Origin of the sequence: Loktanella sp. 3ANDIMAR09, assembly GCF_001420005.1 — a bacterium.
Taxonomy (GTDB): Bacteria; Pseudomonadota; Alphaproteobacteria; order Rhodobacterales; family Rhodobacteraceae; genus Loktanella.
Window position 1 is genome coordinate 317,335 of the sequence record NZ_LJAK01000003.1, and the last position, 20,647, is coordinate 337,981.

At 64.6% G+C, this 20,647-nt stretch carries 23 protein-coding genes; 14 read left to right on the forward strand and 9 right to left on the reverse strand.

Going from position 1 to position 20,647, the window contains the following annotated elements; all coding sequences use genetic code 11:
* Window positions 1–137: 137 nt before the first annotated feature.
* The 4 genes from AN189_RS06825 to AN189_RS06840 are packed head-to-tail and all read right to left on the reverse strand — an operon-like array spanning window position 138 to window position 3,551.
* Window positions 138–1,301, reverse strand: a complete 1,164-nt coding sequence (locus tag AN189_RS06825) for a lytic murein transglycosylase (RefSeq protein ID WP_056033011.1) — start codon at window positions 1,299–1,301, stop codon at window positions 138–140.
* Between the two features lie 50 nt (window positions 1,302–1,351).
* On the reverse strand, window positions 1,352–2,251 hold the full coding sequence (gene cbiB / locus AN189_RS06830; protein ID WP_056033015.1) for an adenosylcobinamide-phosphate synthase CbiB: 900 nt from the start codon (window positions 2,249–2,251) through the stop codon (window positions 1,352–1,354).
* Complete coding sequence (locus AN189_RS06835) at window positions 2,248–3,183, reverse strand: threonine-phosphate decarboxylase (protein WP_056033018.1); 936 nt, start codon at window positions 3,181–3,183, stop codon at window positions 2,248–2,250. Before AN189_RS06835 ends, cbiB begins: the two co-directional genes overlap by 4 nt.
* On the reverse strand, window positions 3,180–3,551 hold the full coding sequence (locus AN189_RS06840) for a DUF1636 domain-containing protein (protein WP_056033022.1): 372 nt from the start codon (window positions 3,549–3,551) through the stop codon (window positions 3,180–3,182). Before AN189_RS06840 ends, AN189_RS06835 begins: the two co-directional genes overlap by 4 nt.
* Before the next feature lie 273 nt (window positions 3,552–3,824).
* On the opposite strand from AN189_RS06840, the gene AN189_RS06845 reads away from it, so the two are divergent.
* On the forward strand, window positions 3,825–4,217 hold the full coding sequence (locus AN189_RS06845; protein ID WP_253279569.1) for a hypothetical protein: 393 nt from the start codon (window positions 3,825–3,827) through the stop codon (window positions 4,215–4,217).
* Here the strand turns inward: AN189_RS06845 and AN189_RS06850 are convergent.
* A complete protein-coding gene (locus AN189_RS06850; RefSeq protein ID WP_056033028.1) occupies window positions 4,174–5,160 on the reverse strand; it encodes a glutathione S-transferase family protein in 987 nt (328 codons plus the stop codon). The genes AN189_RS06845 and AN189_RS06850 overlap by 44 nt on opposite strands.
* A gap of 302 nt (window positions 5,161–5,462) precedes the next feature.
* Between AN189_RS06850 and AN189_RS06855 the strand changes: the two genes are divergently transcribed.
* The 8 genes from AN189_RS06855 (at window position 5,463) to AN189_RS06890 (ending at window position 12,722) form a co-directional block, all read left to right on the forward strand.
* Window positions 5,463–5,669 carry a DUF6732 family protein gene (locus AN189_RS06855; protein WP_056033031.1) on the forward strand — a complete coding sequence of 69 codons (207 nt, stop codon included), beginning with the start codon at window positions 5,463–5,465 and terminating at the stop codon, window positions 5,667–5,669.
* Window positions 5,666–6,877 (forward strand): sirohydrochlorin chelatase, encoded by a 1,212-nt coding sequence (locus AN189_RS06860; RefSeq protein ID WP_056033034.1) that lies wholly within the window; start codon window positions 5,666–5,668, stop codon window positions 6,875–6,877. The genes AN189_RS06855 and AN189_RS06860 overlap by 4 nt, the downstream gene beginning before the upstream one ends.
* Before the next feature lie 72 nt (window positions 6,878–6,949).
* The gene (locus tag AN189_RS06865) at window positions 6,950–7,588 is read left to right on the forward strand and encodes a precorrin-8X methylmutase (protein WP_172794872.1); all 639 of its coding nucleotides are present in this window, start codon (window positions 6,950–6,952) and stop codon (window positions 7,586–7,588) included.
* Window positions 7,589–7,649: 61 nt separating this feature from the next.
* Complete coding sequence (locus AN189_RS06870; RefSeq protein ID WP_056033040.1) at window positions 7,650–8,852, forward strand: bifunctional cobalt-precorrin-7 (C(5))-methyltransferase/cobalt-precorrin-6B (C(15))-methyltransferase; 1,203 nt, start codon at window positions 7,650–7,652, stop codon at window positions 8,850–8,852.
* Window positions 8,853–8,922: 70 nt separating this feature from the next.
* On the forward strand, window positions 8,923–9,624 hold the full coding sequence (gene cobI / locus AN189_RS06875) for a precorrin-2 C(20)-methyltransferase (protein WP_056033043.1): 702 nt from the start codon (window positions 8,923–8,925) through the stop codon (window positions 9,622–9,624).
* Window positions 9,615–11,432: a precorrin-3B C(17)-methyltransferase gene (cobJ, locus tag AN189_RS06880; RefSeq protein WP_056033047.1), complete on the forward strand. Its 1,818-nt coding sequence runs from the start codon at window positions 9,615–9,617 to the stop codon at window positions 11,430–11,432. The genes cobI and cobJ overlap by 10 nt, the downstream gene beginning before the upstream one ends.
* 70 nt (window positions 11,433–11,502) lie before the next feature.
* Window positions 11,503–12,276 carry a precorrin-4 C(11)-methyltransferase gene (cobM, locus tag AN189_RS06885; protein WP_056033049.1) on the forward strand — a complete coding sequence of 258 codons (774 nt, stop codon included), beginning with the start codon at window positions 11,503–11,505 and terminating at the stop codon, window positions 12,274–12,276.
* Window positions 12,277–12,371: 95 nt separating this feature from the next.
* On the forward strand, window positions 12,372–12,722 hold the full coding sequence (locus AN189_RS06890) for a hypothetical protein (RefSeq protein WP_056033052.1): 351 nt from the start codon (window positions 12,372–12,374) through the stop codon (window positions 12,720–12,722).
* 9 nt (window positions 12,723–12,731) lie between these two features.
* On the opposite strand, the gene AN189_RS06895 is transcribed toward AN189_RS06890, so the two are convergent.
* Entirely contained in the window at window positions 12,732–13,901 is a 1,170-nt protein-coding gene (locus tag AN189_RS06895; protein WP_056033055.1) for a MalY/PatB family protein, read from the reverse strand.
* A 136-nt stretch (window positions 13,902–14,037) separates the two neighbouring features.
* Between AN189_RS06895 and def (AN189_RS06900) the strand changes: the two genes are divergently transcribed.
* From def (AN189_RS06900) to def (AN189_RS06910), 3 genes are read left to right on the forward strand one after another with little or no spacing between them, the layout of a single operon-like run.
* Complete coding sequence (def, locus tag AN189_RS06900; RefSeq protein ID WP_056033059.1) at window positions 14,038–14,559, forward strand: peptide deformylase; 522 nt, start codon at window positions 14,038–14,040, stop codon at window positions 14,557–14,559.
* A complete protein-coding gene (def, locus tag AN189_RS06905; RefSeq protein ID WP_056033061.1) occupies window positions 14,556–15,011 on the forward strand; it encodes a peptide deformylase in 456 nt (151 codons plus the stop codon). Before def (AN189_RS06900) ends, def (AN189_RS06905) begins: the two co-directional genes overlap by 4 nt.
* On the forward strand, window positions 15,008–15,502 hold the full coding sequence (def, locus tag AN189_RS06910; RefSeq protein ID WP_056033064.1) for a peptide deformylase: 495 nt from the start codon (window positions 15,008–15,010) through the stop codon (window positions 15,500–15,502). Before def (AN189_RS06905) ends, def (AN189_RS06910) begins: the two co-directional genes overlap by 4 nt.
* Window positions 15,503–15,563: 61 nt before the next feature.
* On the opposite strand, the gene trpA is transcribed toward def (AN189_RS06910), so the two are convergent.
* Window positions 15,564–16,355, reverse strand: coding sequence for a tryptophan synthase subunit alpha (gene trpA, locus AN189_RS06915; RefSeq protein ID WP_056033067.1), 792 nt, complete (start codon window positions 16,353–16,355; stop codon window positions 15,564–15,566).
* Between the two features lie 103 nt (window positions 16,356–16,458).
* On the opposite strand from trpA, the gene AN189_RS06920 reads away from it, so the two are divergent.
* The gene (locus tag AN189_RS06920; protein ID WP_056033070.1) at window positions 16,459–16,644 is read left to right on the forward strand and encodes a hypothetical protein; all 186 of its coding nucleotides are present in this window, start codon (window positions 16,459–16,461) and stop codon (window positions 16,642–16,644) included.
* A gap of 62 nt (window positions 16,645–16,706) precedes the next feature.
* Window positions 16,707–17,804 (forward strand): redox-regulated ATPase YchF, encoded by a 1,098-nt coding sequence (gene ychF, locus AN189_RS06925; RefSeq protein ID WP_056033073.1) that lies wholly within the window; start codon window positions 16,707–16,709, stop codon window positions 17,802–17,804.
* A gap of 96 nt (window positions 17,805–17,900) precedes the next feature.
* Here the strand turns inward: ychF and AN189_RS06930 are convergent, their stop codons facing one another.
* Both AN189_RS06930 and AN189_RS06935 read right to left on the reverse strand, forming a co-directional pair.
* Window positions 17,901–19,331, reverse strand: coding sequence for a UdgX family uracil-DNA binding protein (locus AN189_RS06930; RefSeq protein WP_056033076.1), 1,431 nt, complete (start codon window positions 19,329–19,331; stop codon window positions 17,901–17,903).
* Window positions 19,331–20,563, reverse strand: a complete 1,233-nt coding sequence (locus AN189_RS06935; RefSeq protein WP_056033079.1) for a putative DNA modification/repair radical SAM protein — start codon at window positions 20,561–20,563, stop codon at window positions 19,331–19,333. Before AN189_RS06935 ends, AN189_RS06930 begins: the two co-directional genes overlap by 1 nt.
* Between the last annotated feature and the right edge of the window lie 84 nt (window positions 20,564–20,647).

Sequence of the window (20,647 nt, forward strand, 5' to 3'; positions counted from 1 at the left end):
CGCGCCGCATAGGGCAAAGCGGTGGGCGGGATATATGTCGATTCCGTGATGTTTCGCATGCGAAACATATTATGTAATGAAAACATATATTTATGTGGCGCACGCTGGGTTAACACCGCAGATGTTGTGTCCGGCCCCTAGAGCGCGTTCAGCAAATCCAGCGTGGGCCAAGCGTCGGCAGGCAGGCCGCGGCGTGCCTGTTCCTGCTGAACCGCCTCTCGGGTCTTTTCGCCCAGGATGCCATCGGCACCGCCGACATCGTAGCCCAGCCCCTGAAGCCGCTCTTGCAGTTGCACCATCTGGTCGCCTGACAGGCCGGGGGCCGCGTTGCCGGCGTCATAGACCGGCGCGCCATTGATACGGGTCGCGAAATAGGCGGCCGTCAGCACATAGGTCAGCGACTGGTTCCATTCGAAATAGACGCGAAAGTTCGGATAGGCAAAAAACGCAGGCCCGTTGCGCCCCATCGGCAACAGGACCGAGGCAGGCAGGCTGCCAGCGGGGGCGGCACCGTTGCGGATGTCGACGCCCAAGGCACGCCATTGATCGACGGTCATTTCCTTGTCCAGACCTGTCAGGGTCCAGTCCAGCCCGGCGGGCACGGTGATTTCCTGCAAGGCGGGCTGGTTCGGCACCCAGCCCAGATCGGCCAGCAGGGTGGCCGCCGACATCAGCGCGTCAGGGGCGGATGTCTTTAGCGTGACGTGGCCGTCGCCGTCGCCGTCGACACCGTTTTCGATGATGTCGCGCGGCAGCATCTGCACCTGACCGATTTCACCGGCCCAGGCACCCGTGGTGTCCAGCGGAAAGTCACCACGCTGATACAGTTCGATCGCGGCGATCAGTTCGGGGCGGAAAAGCTCTGGCCGGCGGCAGTCGTGGGCGAGGGTGAACAGCGCGTCGCGGGTGTTGAAATCACCCTGGATCTGGCCAAAGTCAGTTTCGAACGCCCAAAAGGCCAGCAGCACCCCGCGCGGGATGCCGAAACGCGCCTCGATATCGTCAAAGATCCCGTCAAAGCGGTCGCCGTAAACCTGCGCGTTTTGCAGGCGGCTGGCGCTGATCAGGCGGCGCGAGAACGTGACGAAATCCAGTTGAAACACACCCTGTGCGCGGTCGGCGTTCAGCACCGACTGGTCGATGCTGGCGGTGTTCAGGAAATCGCGCGCCGCCTGCGGGTCGAGGCCAGCGGCGGTAGCCTCTGCCAGAACGCCCTGACGGAAACTGTCGATGGACCCGCCGCAGTCCTGGGCTGTGAGCGGGGTGGCGAGGCAGGTCAGGGCAAGCAGGGCGTGGCGCATGGGTTCGGTCCTTTGGTTGTTGGACCCTGATTAGCAAAGCGGAGGGCCGCTTAAAACAGCGTCACGATCACAGTGGCGAAAACCGCCAACGCCCACGTCAGCCACAGCGTCCGGCAGGCCCGGTCGATATCGGACGGGCCGATATGGTGTCGGCCACCCGGGTTCACAAAGGGATAGTCGCGCAGCGCACCGTCATAGCTGCGCGGTCCCGACAGCGCGATGCCCAGCACGTGGGCCATCGCGGCCTCGGGCCAGCCTGCGTTGGGGGACCGGTGCAGCGGGGCCTCGGCCATGATGGGTGCGATGCTGCGGCGGCTGGGCGCGGTGGCCCAGATGAGGGCCGCGGTCAGGCGGGCGGGCACCCAGTTCAGCACATCGTCGAACCGTGCTGCGGCCCAGCCGAAATCTGCGTATTTCGGCGTGCGGTAGCCGATCATGGAATCGGCGGTGTTGGTGATCTTGTAGACCAGCAGGCCGGGCAGGCCCGCGACGGCAAACCAGAACGCAGGTGCGATGACGCCGTCGGACAGGTTTTCCGCCGCTGATTCAATCGCGGCGCGGGCGGTGGCGGGTTCGGACAGGGTCGCCGTTTCACGGCCCACGATCATGGCAACGGCAGCGCGCCCCTGCGCCAGCCCTGCCCGCAACCCGGTGGCCACGGCGCGCACATGATCCACAAGGCTGCGCTGCGCGAGCAGGATCGCCAGCACGATCACATCGACCCAGGAACCGGGGACGGCCATGAGCGCCAGACCAAGCAGCGCAGCACCCAGGCACAGCGCGGCAAAGCCAAGCGCGCCGTTTCTTTTGCGCCTGTCGCCCGTGTTGAAACGGGTATCGATCCAGCCCACGGCGCGGCCCATCAGGACGGCGGGATGCGGCAGGCGGGACCACAGCCAGCGCGGTTCGCCCAGCAGCGCGTCCAGCAGCATCCCCAGAAGCAGCGTCAAAAGGCGCCCTCGATCTGGTCCCAGCGGTCGGGTGCCGGCAGGCCAAGGCGCAGCCAGTCGTCCGCATAGGGAAACACGCGCGACCAGATCTTGTGCTGGGCCAGATGGGTCTGGGCTGCCTGCGCGTCGGCCACGCGGTAGAGGCGAAACAGGCTGGTGCCGCCGATCACCTCGGTCCCTTGTTTCGTCATGAGCGCGTCCAGGCGGGCGGCGTCGGCGGTCAGGCGGGCATTGGTCTCATCCGCCCACTGCGGGTCTGACAGCGCCTCTGCGCCGATGCGCAGGGCCGGGCCAGAGACAGGCCAGGGACCGATGGCGTCGCGCAGGTCCGCGATGATCGCAGGATCACCGATGGCAAAGCCTAGCCGCAAACCGGCAAGGCCCCAGAATTTGCCAAAGCTCTTGAGCACGATCGTGCCGGGCCGGGTGGTCAGTGCGACCAACGATTCATCCGGCATGGTGTCGCAAAAGCTTTCGTCGATGATGCAAAACGGGGCGTTGGCCTCGACGGGTGTCCAGGTCAGCCCGTCGGGGTTGTTGGGGTGCACGGCAACCAGTGCGTCGGCTGCGTCATCGGCCAGCGTCCAGCCTGCCGCGCGAAAGGCGGCACCGTGTTCGTTGTAGGTGGGGCCGGGGATCGCGACCTGACCGGGGGGGCGCAGACGCGGCAGTTGCGCGATCGGGGCGGATGCGCCCGGCGTCGCCAGAACGGCGGCCGCATCGGGGATGCGCCAGAACGCGCGCGCGCTGTCCTCCAGCCGTTGTCGGGCAGCACTGTCGGGCAGATCGGCCCAGTCGGCGGTGGGCAGGGCGGGCACCGGATAGGGCACGGGATTGATGCCTGTGGACAGGTCCAGCCATTCGGCGCGTCTGCCGCCAAAGCGGGCGATGGCCGCATCCAGCCCGCCGCCGTGATCACGGGGTGTCGTCATTGGTCGTCCGGCAGTGGCGGGTGGCGGGTGACAAAGTGGCCTTTGATCGCGGCAGGCCATTCGCGGTAGGGCACCTGCCCGTTGCTGCTGTCTGCATGTTTTGCGGCATAGGCGACGATGCCTTGGGCGGCCTCCGGCGTGGCCTCGAACCGGCCGAGGGTGTAGTTCAGCTTGCCCTGTGCCTGCACCGCGACGTTGCAGCCATGCGCGCAGCCCATCAGGCAGGACACGCGGCGGGTGCGCAGGGTGGTGTCTGCGGCGGCGGCCTCGACCAGTGCGGCCAGTGCCTCGCCGTCGGTCGGTGCGCCGCTTGCGGCGTTCCAGTCGTCGCGCTTGCAGGTGTCGCAAACGGTAATCCAGGTGGTCATGGTCGCGTGCCTCGTTTGGTTGGCGTCTATCAACCGAATTTCAGGCACGGATACAAGGGTCGCGACCTGTGGCATCTGGCCTTTGGGGGCGATCCCGTTGTGCGAAAGCGGCAGGGTTGCGTCAGTGGTCCGGTATTATCCCAAGGTTGCTGACCGGCGGGTTTCCCCGGTTCCAGAGCGGGAAATAGCGCAAGTTTGATGCATTGCCTCGTCGGGTACAGGCAAAAGCGCTAGCTTTGTCGTATGGGACATGCGGGACGGAACACGCGGGCGTTGATTGTCGAACCGGATGCCGATCTGGGGCGGCTGTGGGCGCGTCATCTGGAACATCTGGACATCGATGTCGTGCTGACAGCCACAGCCCCCGCGGCCGTCACCGCACTGGAGGCGGGCGGTTTCGACGTCATCGTGATCAACCTCGAACAGGACAACGGGTCGGCGCTGGCGGTCGCGGATGTCGCGTCGTTGCGCCATCCACGTGCCAATGTCGTGTTCGTCACCAGTGGCCGGTTCTTTTCGGATGGGTCGATCTTTGCCTTTAGCGGCAATGCCCGGATGATGGTCCAGTCAACAACTCCGCCGGACGACCTGGCCCAGATCGTCCGGCATTACGGAAGCGGTGTCAGCCCCGCTGATGCGGTGCCGCAAAGTCCGGCCAAGGATTGATCGGCACGATCCGGTGCGGATTGATCGTGTCGTGACTGTAATAATAATGCTGCGTGATATGATCCATGTTGACCGTGTCGGACACGGGTCCGTCCGGCGTATCCCACTGGTACAATTCGCGGGTGTAGGCCCAGAGGTTGGGGTAATCGACGATCCTGCGCCTGTTGCATTTGAAATGCGTCGCATAGACGTTGTCGAACCGCACAAGCGTCGTCCACAGCCGCCAGTCGGCCTCGGTGATGCGCGCGCCCATCAGGTAGCGCTGCTGCGACAGCCGATCCTCGAGCCAGTCAAGGCTGTCGAACAGGGGAGTAATCGCATCGTCATACGCAGATTGCGTCGTGGCAAAGCCGGACTTGTACACACCGTTGTTGACCGTGTCGTAGATGCGGTCGTTCACGGGGGCGATGGCGTCGCGCAGATCGGCTGGCCAGTAGTCGTCGGTATTGCCGGTGATCCCGTCAAAGGCGCTGTTGAACATCCGGATGATTTCCGACGATTCGTTGCTGACGATCACGCCTTGCGCCTTGTCCCACAACACCGGCACGGTCACGCGGCCGGTCATGTCGGGGGTGTCGCGCAAATAGACCTCGCGCATGTAATCCAGGCCGAACAGCGCATCCCCGGTCGCCCCGGGATAGCTGTCATCCAGCGTCCAGCCCTCACCCAGCATATGCGGGTGCACCACCGATACGTCGATATGCGCCTCGAGCGATTTCAGCAGGCGAAACACCAGGGCGCGGTGCGCCCAAGGGCAGGCATAGGACACATAGAGATGATAGCGTCCGCTTTCCGCCTTGAACCCGGCCTTGCCGGTCGGGCCCGCGCTGCCATCGGCGGTCACCCAGTTGCGGAATGTGGATTCCTTGCGCTCGAACTTGCCGCCCGTCTCTGACGTGTCGTACCATTTGTCTTGCCATTTTCCGTCGACCAGCAGGCCCATGATGTCTCTCCCTTGTCTGTTGGGGTTACACCTAGGGCAGTCTGCCTGATGGCCAAACCCTGCCGCACGCGCAGGGCCTGTGCACGGATTGCGGCAGTGGTTGACCCGGTCAGCCTGTCGCAGAGTGACGCAAGATGTCGGACCACGCATTGCAGCGCCGCGCGCGGCACCCTATACGCAGTCCCGACGAAGCCCCAAACGGGGCCAGAGCGGTTGGTGGCAAGCGGTCGACCCTGACGGGGACTGTGACGCTGCATCGTCATGCAAAAGCTCTGGTCCATGACACACGCCCGGAGACCGCCATGCGCCTTTTGACCGCGACACTGATCCTTACCGGCGGCACGGCTGCCGCACATCCCGGACATATCGTGGATGCGGCGGGGCATAATCACTGGGTTGCGGGGATCGCGCTGGGTGCGGCCGGTCTGGCCGCCCTTCTGGGCGCGCTCAAGGGGCGCAAGACCCGTGCAAAGAAATCCACCCCCAAGTCCGAGGAACAGCCCGCATGAAAACCGGTGTGATGATCTGCGGGCATGGCTCGCGCAGTCAGTCGGCGGTGGATGAATTCGCGACACTGGCGCAAAAACTGCCGGCCTATCTGCCTGATGACTGGCTGTGCGACTATGGCTATCTGGAATTTGCGAACCCCGTGATCCGCGACGGTCTGGACCGTCTGCGTGCGGCCGGCTGTGATCGCATTCTGGCCGTGCCGGGCATGCTGTTCGCCGCGATGCATGCGAAAAACGATATTCCGACGGTGCTGAATACCTATGCGGCCCAGCACGGTGTGACGGTGAACTACGGTCGCGAATTGGGCGTCGACCCCAAGATGATCGCCGCCGCGGCAGGGCGCGTTCAGGAGGCGGTGGATCGCGCCAATGCCAAACATGGTGCGCTGTCGCTGCACGATACCTGCCTGGTGGTGATCGGTCGCGGCGCATCCGACCCCGATGCCAATGGCAATGTGGCGAAAATCGCCCGGATGCTGGCCGAGGGCATGGGCTTTGGCTGGCACGAGGTCGGCTATTCCGGCGTGACCTTCCCGCTGGTGGAACCCTGCCTGCAACACGTGGTGCGGCTGCCCTATAAACGGGTCATCGTATTCCCGTATTTCCTGTTCTCGGGCATTCTGATCGACCGGATTTACGGATTTACCGACCGCGTTGCCGCCGAAAACCCGGATGTGCAATTCGTCAAGGCGGGTTATCTGGGCGATCATCCCAAGGTCCTCGAAACCTTTGCGGAACGCATCAGGGAACAGGCAGGTGCAAATCCGCCGCCCAATTGCGGCGTCTGCGGCTACCGCAACCAGGTGTTGGCCATGGCCAAGGGTGAGACCCGCCGTATCAGTGCGGCCGACCGCACCCATCCGGCCTTTGGCGACGTGCCGCCTGCGCTTTGCGTGCTGTGCAAGTACCGCACACAGGTGCTTGGCTTCGAGAGCGAGGTCGGTGCCGTCCAGGAAAGCCACCACCACCACGTCGAGGGACAGGGCGCATCCGCACCCGGATCAAACGTCGCCGATTGCAGCCTGTGCGACACGTTCTGCACCGGCCTGTGCAGGCTCGAGGCGCAGCATGACCACAGCCACGATCACGACCACAAGCACGGGCACGGGCATCATCACCATCACGACCACGATCACGCCCATCCGGTCTATCCGCATGCCCATCATCCCCACGGCCCCGAAAGCGCGCGCAAGACCCGTAAATCCTGATCCGCGCATCATCTTGCCGAAAATACTCCCCCCGGAGGGTCCGCCCTCTCGTTCCCGCAAAGGCGTCTGCCCGTGAGACCCTACGAAAAAGACCCCAAGGCGATCTACGCGCAAAGCTTTGCCACCGTGCGGGCCGAGGCACGTCTGGATCGGTTTCCGCCCGGCATGCGACCGGTAATGACGCGGCTGATCCATGCCTGCGGCATGGTCGAGATCGCGGACAGGCTGGTGTTCTCAGCCGGTGCGGCTGAGGCGGGTGCCGCGGCGCTGGCGGCGGGCGCTCCGATCCTGTGCGACTGCGAGATGGTCGGCGCGGGCATTATTCGCCGTTATCTGCCGGCCAACAACCGCGTGATCGTGACATTGAACGACGACCGCGTGCCTGCGCTGGCACAAGAGATCTGCAATACCCGCTCGGCGGCGGCCGTTGATCTGTGGGATGCGGATCTGGCGGGCGCTGTGGTCGCCATTGGCAATGCGCCCACGGCGCTGTTTCATCTGCTGGAGCGGATCGATGCAGGCGGGCCGAAACCTGCTGTGATCCTCGGGTTCCCTGTCGGGTTCGTCGGGGCCGCGGAATCAAAGGCAGAGCTGGCGGCCAATCCCAGGGGGTGCCCCTATATCGCGCTGCGTGGGCGACGGGGTGGATCTGCGATGGCATCAGCCGCGGTGAATGCCCTGGCCGCCGGATTACCGGAGGATGCGACATGAGCGACGCCAAATTTTCTGCGAAAATTTGGACCGGATTTTCGCAGAAAATCCGGGGCCCCCGATGAACACGCCCTGGCTGCATATCGTGGGGATCGGCGAGGACGGCCTGGATGGGCTGGTGCCCGCGACCCGCGCGGTCGTCGAGGCCGCAGAGGTGATCCTGGGCGGAGAGCGTCACCACGCGCTGTCTGAAGGGATCACCGCCGAGCGACTGGGCTGGCCGTCCCCGTTCGATGCGATGATCGACACGATCCGGGGGCTGCGCGGACGGCGGGCGGTTGTGCTGGTGACCGGTGATCCGCTGTGGTTTTCGGTGGGCGCACGGATCGGGCGTGCGATCGACCCGTCCGAGATTGTCTATCATCCGCAGCTGTCGGCCTTTCAGCTGGCCGCGGCCCGCATGGGGTGGAGCCTGGCTGACGTCGAAACCCTGACGGTACACGGGCGGCCCGTAAGCCAGATGGTGGCGTTCATCCAGCCTGACGCGCGGCTGCTGATCCTGACAACTGGCGCCGAGACGCCAGCGCAGATTGCAGAATTTCTGACGGCGCGCGGCTTCGGGCAGTCGCGGATGACCGTGCTGGCGGCCATGGGTGGCAAGGACGAGGCACGCTTCGACGGTCTCGCCGCGCATTGGGATCATGTGGTCCCGGCGTTCAACACGCTGGCCGTGGAATGTATCGCTGCCCCCGACGCGGCCCTCTTGCCGCGGGTGCCGGGGCTGGACGATACACTGTTCCAATCCGACGGCACGATGACGAAGCAAGAGGTACGTGCCGCGACGCTGGCCAAGCTGATGCCGATGCGCGGTGCGCTGCTGTGGGATATCGGCTGCGGGTCGGGATCGGTCGCGATCGAATGGATGCGCGCGGCCCGCTACGCCCGCGCCATCGGGATCGAACCGCGTGACGACCGGCGCGCGATGGCAGGGGCAAACGCCCTTGCCCTGGGCGCACCCCGGTTGGAATTGATCGAAGGCACCGCACCTGCTGCATTGGACGGACTAGCCCCGCCTGATGCGATTTTCATCGGTGGCGGTTTGTCCGAGGAGGTCTTTGCCGCGGCCTGGGCTGCGCTGCGGCCGCTGGGGCGTCTGGTCGCCAATGCTGTGACACTGGAATCAGAGGCGGTCTTGATGGCGCTGCACGCGCGGCACGGTGGCGATCTGGTGCGGCTGTCGGTTTGCCGGGCGGAGCCCGTGGGGCGGCTGACCGGATGGCGACCCGCGATGCCCGTGACACAATGGAGCTTGGTAAAGCGATGATCGGGCTGTGGTGTGGGGGCGGGTGCCTCCGGCGGGAGTATTTCCGGCAAGATGATACGGGGGGCGTCGCGTGAGTGGCGTCCTTTATGGTGTCGGGCTGGGGCCGGGGGCACCGGATCTGATCACCCTGCGTGCGGCACGGTTGATCGGTGGCGCGCGGGTTGTGGCCTATCCGACACTGGCGGGCGGCCAGAGTTTCGCGCGGTCGATTGCGGCGGACCTGATTGCACCAGATGCGGTCGAGATTGTCATGGACGTGCCGATGAGCGTGGAGCGTGCCCCCGCGCAGGCGGCCTATGACGCGGGGGCCGCACGGATTGCGGCGGCGCTGGAGGCCGGGGATGATGTGGTGTGTCTGTGTGAGGGGGATCCGTTTTTCTACGGGTCCTTCATGTATCTGTTCGCGCGGTTGTCGGGTCGGTTCCGGTGTGAGGTGGTGCCGGGTGTGACATCCGTCGCGGCCTGTGCTGCGCGCGCGGGGCGACCTCTGGTGGCACGCAACGAGCGTCTGACAGTGCTGCCCGGTCCGCTGCCCGAGGCTGAATTGCGCGACAGGATAGCGGGTGCGGAAAGTGTCGCGATCATGAAGGTCGGGCGGCATCTGGCCAAGATCCGCGACGTGATTGCCGGATTGGGGTTGCTGGACGCGGCGGTCTATGTGGAACGCGCGTCACTGCCCCAAGAGGTTGTTTGCCCGCTGGCGGAGGCACCGGAAACGGCCCCGTATTTTTCGATGATCTTGCTGACCAAAGGAGCCGATCCGTGGCTATAGAACCGGTTGTTTTGGCGCTGTCGCGCTCTGGTGAGGCCGTGGCGCACCGGGTGGCGGCCGTCCTGGGCGCGCAGGTGCATGGGCGTGTGGACCGCGTTGATGTGGCGGATGCATTTTTCGACAATGCGCTGGATCACGCGCGAGATCTGTTCGCAGCCGGCGTGCCGGTGGTCGGTGTCTGTGCAAGCGGCATCCTGATCCGGGCGGTCGCACCCTTGTTGGCAGACAAGACCGCAGAGCCACCCGTGGTGTCGGTCAGCGATGATGGTGCGGTTGTCGTGCCGTTGCTGGGTGGTCATCGCGGGGCGAACCGGCTGGCTGCGCGGATTGCAGAGGCTTTGGGGGCCGTGTCGGCGGTCACAACGGCGGGTGATGTGGCATCGGGCGTGGCACTGGATGCGCCGCCTGCAGGGTGGCGTCTGGTCAATCCAGCTGATGCCAAGGACGCGATGGCGGCGTTGCTGTCGGGTGGTGGAGCGCGGATCAAGGGGCCGGATGCGGCAACGGCGACCTGGCTTGCCGATTTGCCGGTGGGTGACGGCGTGACGATCACCTGCGGGACAGCCCCTGCATCAGACCTTGGCGGTCATCATCTGCATTTTGCCCCGCAGCGGTTTGCGCTGGGCGTGGGCTGCGCGCGCGATTGTGCGGTGGCGGAACTGGGGGATCTGGTCCGTGGTGTTCTGGCAGACGCCGGGATCGCGCCAGAGGCGGTGGCCTGTGTCAACACGATCGGGTTGAAGGCGGACGAGCCTGCGATCCTCGCGCTTGCGCAGGAACTGGGCGTGCCGCTGCGGTTGTTCGGCGCCGATGCGCTGGAGGCGCAGACCCCGCGCCTGGCCAATCCGTCTGACGTGGTTTTTGCCGAGGTCGGCACCCACGGCGTCAGCGAGGCTGCGGCGCTGGCACAGGTCGGCGAGGCAGGTGCGCTGGTCGTGGAAAAGCGCAAGACGGCGATGGCGACCTGTGCGGTGGCGCAGGCGGATGTGCCGCTGGTCGCCTTGCAGGGGGCCGCGCGGGGGCGCTTGTCCATCGTCGGGATCGGACCCGGGCAGGCGTCATGGCGCACACCAGAGGTCTCGCGGCTGGTGGCAGAGGCCGAAGAACTGGTGGGATACGGGTTGTATATCGACTTGCTGGGGCCGCTGGCCGTCGGCAAGGCGCGGTCGGATTTCCCGCTGGGCGGTGAAGAGGACCGGTGCCGCTATGCGCTGGAGCAGGCGGCCAAGGGCAAGAACGTGGCGCTGGTCTGTTCGGGCGATGCGGGCATCTATGCGATGGGTGCGCTGGTGTTCGAACTGCTGGACCGGGGGCCGGACCAGATGGGCGTGTCGGATGCGGCGCGGCGGGTGGAGGTCATATCCTCGCCCGGGGTGTCGGCGTTGCAGGGTGCTGCGGCGCGTGCGGGTGCGCCATTGGGGCATGATTTCTGCGCGATCTCCCTGTCGGACCTACTGACGCCGCGTGACGATATCCTGCGGCGCCTGCGCGCGGCGGCGACGGGCGATTTCGTCATTGCGTTCTACAATCCGGTGTCGCGGACGCGGCGGACCCTGCTGGCCGAGGCGCGGTACATCCTGTTGCAGCACCGTCCGGCGGATACGCCGGTGATGCTGGCGACCTCATTGGGCCGACCCGAGGAGCATCTGCGCTACCGGCGGCTGGACGCGCTGGAGGTCGACGAGGTGGACATGCTGACCGTCGTGCTGGTCGGGTCGAGCAATTCGCGGCTGGCGCAACTGGGTGAGGGGCCGCGGATGTACACGCCGCGCGGCTATGCGCGCAAGATCGACGGTGATCTGGCGTGACCGGATTTTCGCAGAAAATCCGGGCCTCCGGCGGGAGTATTTTGGGCAAGATGATACAGGGGTGTGCGGCATGACGGTTTATTTCATCGGGGCGGGGCCGGGCGATCCTGAATTGCTGACGTTGAAGGCTGCGCGATTGATCGGGGCTTGCCCGGTGTGTCTATACGCGGGTTCGCTGGTGCCCGAGGAAGTCGTGGCGATTGCGCCGGAGGGCGCGCGGGTCCTGGATACCGCACCGATGACGCTGGAAGAGACCCATGCGGAGATCGTCGCGGCCCACGCGCGCGGCGCGGACGTAGCACGGGTGCATTCGGGTGATCCGTCGCTTTATGGTGCTATTGCGGAACAGATCCGGCGGTTGAAGGCGGATGGGATCGATTATGCCATCGTGCCGGGCGTGCCGGCCTATGCGGCCGCAGCGGCGGCGATGGGAACGGAACTGACCGTGCCGGAGGTCGGCCAATCCATCGTTCTGACCCGCATGAGCATGAAGTCGACCGGCATGCCCGCTGGCGAGACCCTGGAGAACTTTGCCCGGACCGGGACCACGCTGGCGATCCACCTTGGTATCAGGGCATTGCGCGACATCGAACGGGTGCTGACCCCGCATTACGGTGCCGATTGTCCGGTGGCGGTCGTTTACCGCGCGTCCTGGCCCGATCAGCTGATTCTGCGCGGCACGCTGTCGGATATTCACGCACAGGTCCGCGCGGCCAAGATCACGCGCACGGCCCTGATCATGGTCGGCCCTGTGTTGGGCGCGCAACACGGGTTTCCGGACTCGGCGCTTTATGATGCGGCCAAACCCCATGTCCTGCGGCCTAAGGCGCGCAAGACGGGGTGATCGTGCCGCAGGTGCAGTGCCGCATTGCGGCGGCTTTTGTCACTTGAAATTTACCGGCAGCGCATAATCTTGTCTTGCAAGCAAGGGAGTGCGCCATGAACGACATCCTACCAGACGCGATCCGCAAAGGTTTGCAGGAGGCCCGCCGCGTGTCATTGGACCGCGGGGAACGGCTGTGTGTGCACGACGGTGATGATGTCTATCGCATCCTGCGGTTCTGGCAGGATGGCATGGCGCTGGATGCCGGTGCCTGTGACAAACTGCGCGGCCGCGTCGATATCTACGATGGTGCGCGGCATCTGTATCAGGCGCTGATCCTTGGCGCGGATGTGACCGACGGCGAATGCCATTTCCGGTTCAAATGGCTGCATCCGGTTCGCCAGACCGCGGCGCTGGATTTCGAAAGCGAGTTGCGCGCGCCGGCGGGTCTGCTGACGCGCGCATGATCTGCCGCACTATTGAAGGTCGGCAAAGGCCTTTTGCAGGCGGCTGACCGCGTCCTCGATCTGGGCGCGGGGGGCGCCGATGTTGAAGCGCAGGAACTGACCGCCACCCTTGCCGAAGGTGGGTCCGTGATTTGCCGCGATCTGTGCGTCGTTCTGAACGCGTGACGTGAAATCGGCAGCGGACATGCCTGTCCCCGAAAAATCGACCCAGGCGAGGTAGGTCGATTCCAGCTGCATGCTGTGCACACCGGGGATCGTGTTGACGCCTGCATCGAAAATCCGGCGGTTTTCGTCGAGATAGAGGCGGAGCGCATCGACCCATGCCGCACCCTCGGGCGAATAGGCGGCGGTGGTCATGAACAATCCGAAACTGTTGGGCGACATGCCAAGTGCTGCCATGCGCGCGGCAAATCGTGCGCGCAGGTCGGGATCGGCAATGATGACGTTGCCGCCGTGGCTGCCCGCGATGTTGAAGGTCTTGGTCGCGGAGGTCATCATCACCAGCCGGTCGGCGATCCCGTCGATCTGCGTCATCGGGATATGGGTTTGCCCCGGGAACGTCAGGTCGTGGTGGATTTCGTCCGACAGCAGGATCAGTTCGTGCCGCTTGGCGAATGCGGCGACCGCCTGCAGTTCGGCGCGGGTCCAGACGCGGCCGCCGGGATTGTGCGGCGAGCAGAGGATCAGCATCCGTTCGGACCCGTCCATCTGGGCGTCCCAGCTGTCGAAATCCATCTCGTAGCGGCCGTCGATATTGGCCAGCTCGCATTCCACGACACGGCGCCCGGATGCGTTTATCACGCGGGCGAAGGCGTGGTAGACAGGCGTCATCAGCACCACGCCGTCCCCCGGTTTCGTAAATGCGTCAAGGCACATGGCCGTGCCGTTCACCAGGCCGTGGGTGGTAAAGATATGCGCAGGATCGACGGTCCAGCCGTGGCGTTCCGCCATCCACCAGCAGATCGCGGCGCGGTAGTCGGTTTCATCCCCGAAATAGCCGAACACCCCATGATCGACCATGTCGGTGACAGCCTTGCGGATGCAGTCGGGGGCCTGAAATTCCATGTCGGCGACCCACATCGCGATCCCGTCCTCACGCGAGACGCCGTAGATGTCCTCCATCGCGTCCCACTTGGCGCAGTGGGTGTTGCGGCGGTTGATCGGTGTGTCGAAATGCATGGGACTGCCTCTTGCTGTGGTGGTGACAGGTTCGGGGTAGGGCGCGCCGGGTGCAAGGCGAAAATGGTGCAGGTCAGCGGATGCACAGGCGGGGGGCGATGTTGCAAAAGCCGCAGGCCCGGCCTAATTGGGGCGCATGACAATACGCCCCATTCTGATCCATCCCGACCCGCGCCTGAAAAAGGTGGCCGATCCCGTGACCGCGGTCGACGACGCCTTGCGTACACTGGCCGCCGACATGCTGGAAACCATGTATGACGCGCCCGGTATCGGCCTTGCAGCGCCGCAGGTCGGTGTGATGCAGCGCATCATCACCATGGATTGCGTCAAGGAAGAGGGCGAGGACCCACGCCCCATGGTCCTGATCAACCCGCGCGTGACATGGGCAAGCGAGGAGACGAGCAGCTATGAGGAAGGCTGTCTGTCGATCCCCGAGCAATACGCCGATGTTGAACGCCCGGCAGAGGTCGAGGTCACATGGATGGACCTGGACGGTGCCACGCAGTCCGAACGGTTCGGCGGCCTGTGGGCCACCTGTGTGCAGCACGAGATCGACCATCTGGATGGCAAGCTGTTCATCGACTACCTGGGGTCGATGAAACGCCAGATGATCACGCGCAAGATGCAGAAGCTGAAACGCGAACGGGCGCGGGCATGATGCCGATCTTGCAGGCCCCGCATCCGGGTCTGCGGGTGGTTTGTGCGCCGGTTGCGGATTTTGATGATGGCCTGCGGGCGCTGACCGATGCGATGTTCGCGGCGATGTACGATGCGCCGGGGCGCGGGCTGGCCGCACCGCAGGTCGGTGTGCTGTCGCGAGTGTTCGTCATGGATGCCACCTGGAAAGATGCAGAGCCGCGTCCGATGGTGTTCGTGAACCCGCAGATCGTGGATCGATCCCGCGACATGGCCGCGATCAGCGAAAGCTGTCTGTCGATCCCCGATCAGCTGGTGTCAGTGTCGCGCCCGGCCTGGGTGACGTTGCGCTGGCAAGGGCTGGACGGTGTGGAACAGACAGACACGTTCAAGGGTGTGGAGGCGGTCATCGTGCAGCACGAACGCGATCATCTGGACGGCATCCTGATCACCGATTACGCGGTGCAGGCGTGACCCGGACGGTTGTGCGCTGGCCGCATAAGGCGCTGCGGACCCCCGCGGCCGATGTGCCTGACATCACCGATGACATTCGCAGCATCTGGGACGACATGATCGCCGTGATGGAGGCGATGCCCGGCGTTGGACTGGCCGCCGTGCAGCTGGGTATCCCGCTGCGGCTGGCGGTCGTGGACGCCAGCACAGCGCGGGGGCAGGCCGTGCGCATGGCCAACCCCGAGATCCTGCACGCGAGCGTGGAGCTGCGGGACCACGAGGAGGCTTCGCCCTGCCTGCCGGGTGTAAGTGCCGTGGTCAAACGCCCGCGAGCGGTGACGGTGCGGTTTCTGAACGCGGATGGCGCGGTGGAAGAGCGCGATTTCGTCAGCCTCTGGGCCACGAGCGTGCAGCACCAGATCGACCACCTGGCGGGGCGGATGTATTTCGACCGGCTGGGCCGGGTCAAACGGGACATGCTGCTGAAACGTGCGGCCAAGCTGGGACGTTAGCGGTGGGGGCGCTGCCCCCGGCTACGCCTCCCCCGGAGTATTTTTGGCAAGATGATGCGGATCAGCCGCGGTGACAGCCGTCGGCCAGCGATTTGACGAAGGCGAGCACGTCGGCCACGCTTTCTCCGGCACCGATTTTTTCAACGATGGCAGAGCCTACGACAGCACCGTCGGCGATGCTGGCGATGGATTCCGCGGCCTCGGGCGTCTTGATGCCAAAGCCCACGATCACGGGCAGGTCGGTGTGCGATTTGATGCGCGCGACCTCGGGGGCGACATCGGCGGATTGGGCCTCGGCGGTGCCGGTGATGCCGGTGACCGACACGTAGTAGACGAAACCGGAGGTGTTTGTCAGCACCTTTGGCAGGCGTTTGTCATCTGTCGTGGGCGTGGCGAGCCGGATGAAATTCAGTCCGGCCTTTTGCGCGGGAATGCAGAGTTCGTCGTCCTCCTCTGGAGGCAGATCGACGATGATGAGACCGTCGATCCCCGCCTCACGGGCCTGGGCGAGAAATGTATCCACGCCGCGCGAATAGATCGGGTTGTAATAGCCCATCATCACGATCGGGGTGGTGTCATCGGTCTGCCGCAGGGTGCGGGCGATTTCCAGCGTCTTGTCCAAGGTCATGTGCTGGGCCAATGCGCGCTGACCCGCCAGCTGGATCGTGGTGCCGTCGGCCATCGGGTCGGTGAACGGCAACCCCAGTTCGATGATGTCGACGCCGGCAGCCGGCAGGCCCTGCACGATTTCGAGAGAGGTTTCGAAGGTCGGGTCACCGGCCATGACATAGGCGACGAAGGCCTTGCGGTTCTGAGCGCGGAGCTGGGCGAATTTGGCGTCGATCCGGGACATGTGGCAGGCTCCTGTAGCGGGGTCGCGGATTACTGCCAGCGCGGGGCGCGGTTTGCAATGGGGCAGGGGGTGAAATGACGCGGAAGGGGCCTATGTGTGATCCATGAATTATTTGCTCGCCTTGTTGCTCCCGCCTCTTTCGATCCTGCTGGCCGGTCGGCCATTCATCGGGATCATCGTGTTTTTCATCTGGATCCCGGCACTGCTGTTTTCGGGCGGCCTGACGCACCCGATGTTCATCATCCTGGCCTGGTTGCTGATCTACGAGGGACGCAATCGCGCGGCCTGACCTCTTGAGTCTGCCACCGGGGACGACTAGACGCGCGGGTGCACGGTCACAGGAGATGCGTCATGGGCTTTAAGATGGGAATTGTCGGTCTGCCGAACGTCGGTAAATCGACCCTGTTCAACGCGCTGACGCGCACGGCGGCCGCGCAGGCCGCGAATTTCCCGTTTTGCACGATCGAGCCGAACGTCGGTGATGTGGCGGTGCCTGACGCGCGGCTGGACACGCTGGCCCGGATCGCAGGGTCCAAGCAGATCATCCCGACGCGCATGACCTTTGTCGATATCGCTGGACTGGTGAAGGGCGCATCCAAGGGCGAGGGGCTGGGGAACCAGTTCCTGGCCAATATCCGTGAATGCGATGCCATTGCGCATGTGCTGCGGTGTTTCGAGGATGACGACATCACCCACGTCGAGGGACGGGTCGATCCGGTCGAGGATGCGGCCGTGATCGAGACCGAACTGATGCTGGCAGACTTGGAGAGCATCGAAAAGCGTCTGGCGGGCCTTGTGCGCAAGGTGCGCGGTGGCGACAAGGAGGCGGTTCAGCAAGAGCGCCTGCTGAAGGCCGCGCAGGAAGTGCTGGAAGACGGACGGCCCGCACGGGTGGTCGCGGTTGACGCTGATGATGCCAAGGCGTGGCGGATGCTGCAATTGCTGACGACGAAACCCGTCCTCTATGTCTGCAACGTCGAGGAAGACAGTGCGGGTGCCGGCAACAGCCAGTCCGCGCGTGTGGCCGAAATGGCGGCGGCGCAGGGCAACAGCCACGTTGTGATCTCGGCCCGGATCGAGGAAGAGATCAGCCAGCTGGAGGCCGAGGAAGCCGAGATGTTCCTGTCCGAGATGGGGCTGGACGAGGCGGGTCTGGACCGGTTGATCCGGGCGGGCTACGCGTTGCTGCATCTTCAGACCTATTTTACGGTCGGTCCCAAGGAGGCGCGCGCCTGGACGATTCCGGAAGGCACTTCTGCGCCCAAGGCGGCGGGCGTCATCCATGGCGATTTCGAGCGCGGCTTCATTCGGGCCGAGACCATCGCCTATGACGATTTCGTGGCCCTTGGGGGGGAACAGCCCGCCAAGGAAGCAGGCAAGATGCGTGCAGAAGGCAAGTCCTATGTCGTCAAGGACGGCGACGTGCTGCATTTCCTGTTCAACACCTGATGTCGGCGATGTCAGGATTTTCGCGAAAATCCTGACGGGGCCGATTTTTCGCGAAAAATCGGGTGGGGGCGCTGCCCCCACGCCCCTGGGATATTTCTAACCAGAAGAAGTCAGGGCCGCGAGGTGGTTTGCAGCTGCGCGCAGGTCCTGTGCAAAGGTTGCTTGTGCCGTCACACTTTCATGGTCCGGTAGGCGGAGCAGGTAGGATGGGTGGACGGTGACAAAAACCGGCGTGCCCTCCGGGGTCACCTCGATCTGTCCGCGTCGTTTCAGCAGGCCGCCGCCGTCGCCTGTCAGGCTGGCGAGCGCGGTCGCACCCAGTGCGAGGATGAGTTTCGGCTTGATCAATGCGCGTTCCGTGTCGAGCCAGAATTTGCAGTGCTGCACCTCTGCACCGTTGGGGTTCTGATGGATGCGGCGCTTGGCACCTTGTTTGAATTTGAAGTGTTTGACCGCGTTGGTCACGAAGGCCGCGTCGCGGTCTATGCCTGATTCGGCGGCGATCCGGTCAAAGAGCTGACCTGCCGGGCCGACGAAGGGCTTGCCTATGCTGTCCTCGGCGTCGCCGGGCTGTTCACCGACGATCATCAATGCAGCGTCGCGCGGGCCGGTGCCGGGCACAACCTGGGTTGCGGGGCCATGCAGCGGGCAGCGCGTGCAGGTCTGAAGGCCCGCCTCCAGCAGGTTCCAGGATGCGGGCTGCGGTGTTTCGTTCAGTTGTTCGCGGATGCGGGCGACGCGGGCGGGGGCGAGGGTCGGCGCCGCATCGGCCATTTCGCGTACGCGGGCTTCGGCATTGGCGATCATGTCGGGGATGTGCTGCGCCTCTGGCATGTTTTTCCAGTATTTGCGCGGCATTTCGGAGGTCATGGCTTTGACCTTCAACCGGGCGGGGTTGAAGATATTCTTGAAATAGGTGCCCCACAGTTCCTCGGCCGCGTCATCGGGCAGGTCGGGTTTTTCCTGGCCCGGATGGAAGGTGAGTTTGCCGTCCTTAAAGTTGGCGGTGACGTCGGGGGTCACGATCATCCAGTCCATGTCGGCAAAACGGCGGGCAAAGAAGGGCGCGTTGGGTTCGAGCGTATGGTGTGTGGGTTCGAACCATGCGGCAAAGCTGCGGCGCGGACCGCCCGTGCGCAGGTCGCGAAACCGGACAAAGGCGCGCATCTTGTGTTTGCAGCGGTGTACGGCCTTTTCCATCTGGCGAAGCTTGGCAAGCTCTGCGTCGGCGCGGTCGGTCATCAGCCCCTTGTCGAGGCGTAGCCGCCAGAGCATGGCGTAGAGCCGGGCAAAGCGTTGCGGATCAGTGTGCCAGACAACCCATTTTGCCATTTCGACGAAGTCGGCAGGCACCTTGACGGTGCCGCGCACGGTCGGCGCGGGCAGGTCGGTTGCAAAGAGTTCAGCCTCGGCCCCGGCGAAATCCCATAGGATATCCTGCGGGGGGATGCGGGCGGCCAGGCAGGCGCGCGCCGCGTCGCGCCAGGCGTCCCAGGTGCCGATGCGGGGCAATGAAATCGTCAGCATCAGAAGAGTGACAGCTGTTCCGGCGGCGGCGCAAAACGTGCACGCAGCGTGTCACTGTCGGTCAATCCGCCCGGTGTCCAATCGGCGCAGGTGATAAAGGCCTGCGCCTTTTTCAGTGACGCACCGAGGCGCAGAAGGTCATCATAGCGCAAGCTCCGGTGACGGCGCGTGGTCAGGATGCGGTGCACGGTTTTGGTGCCGAAACCGGGGACGCGCAGCAGCATTTCGCGCGGGGCCGTGTTCACATCCAGCGGGAAATGGTCGCGGTTGCGCAGGGCCCAGGCCAGTTTGGGGTCAACTTCGAGGTCCAGGTTGCCGTCCTTGGCTGTCGAGGTGATCTCGTTGACGTCAAAACCGTAGAACCGCATGAGCCAGTCTGCCTGATAGAGGCGGTGTTCGCGCATCAGGGGCGGTTTGATCAGGGGCAGTTTGGCCGTGGCGTCGGGGATCGGCGAAAAGGCCGAATAATAGACGCGCCGCAGCTTGTAGTCTGAATAAAGGCCAGTCGAGCGCGTCAGGATCGTCGAATCCGTGGCTCCGTCCGCGCCCACGATCATCTGCGTGCTTTGCCCGGCGGGGGCGAATTTCGGCGCGCGTTTGCCGGTGTGGCTGCGGTCCTTGGCGGCGTCGCGGTGCTGGCGCACCCCGCCCATCGCCGCGCGAATCGTCACCGGGTTCTTTTCGGGGGCAAAGGCCTGCACGGCGCGGTCGGTCGGCAATTCGACGTTGATCGACAGGCGGTCGGCGTGGCGGCCCGCCTCCTCGATCAGTTTGGGGTCGGCGTCGGGAATGGTTTTCAGGTGGATATAGCCGCGAAAGTTTTCGACCTCGCGCAGGCGTTGTGCGATGCGGACCATCTCGCCCATGGTGTCGTCGGGGTTGCGCACCACGCCGGACGACAAAAACAGACCCTCGATATAGTTGCGACGGTAGAATTCGAGGGTAAGCTGAACCACCTCGTCCACCGAGAACCGCGCGCGCGGGACGTTGGACGACACGCGGTTCACGCAATAGGCGCAATCGTAGATGCAAAAGTTGGTCATCAGGATTTTCAGCAGGCTGATGCAGCGGCCGTCCGGGGCGTAGGCGTGACAGATGCCGGACCCTTCGGTGCTGCCCAGCCCCTTGCCGTCGCGGCTGTCGCGGCGGGTCGTGCCCGACGATGCACAAGACGCGTCATAACGCGCCGCGTCAGAGAGAATCGCCAGTTTCTGATCAAGTGTCATAGCCATGTGTTCCTGATACGTTCTCATCACTGGTCGGGCAAGGGGCATTCCCTGCGACTGATCGCGCCGCTTGCAACTGTGGGGCGGGGT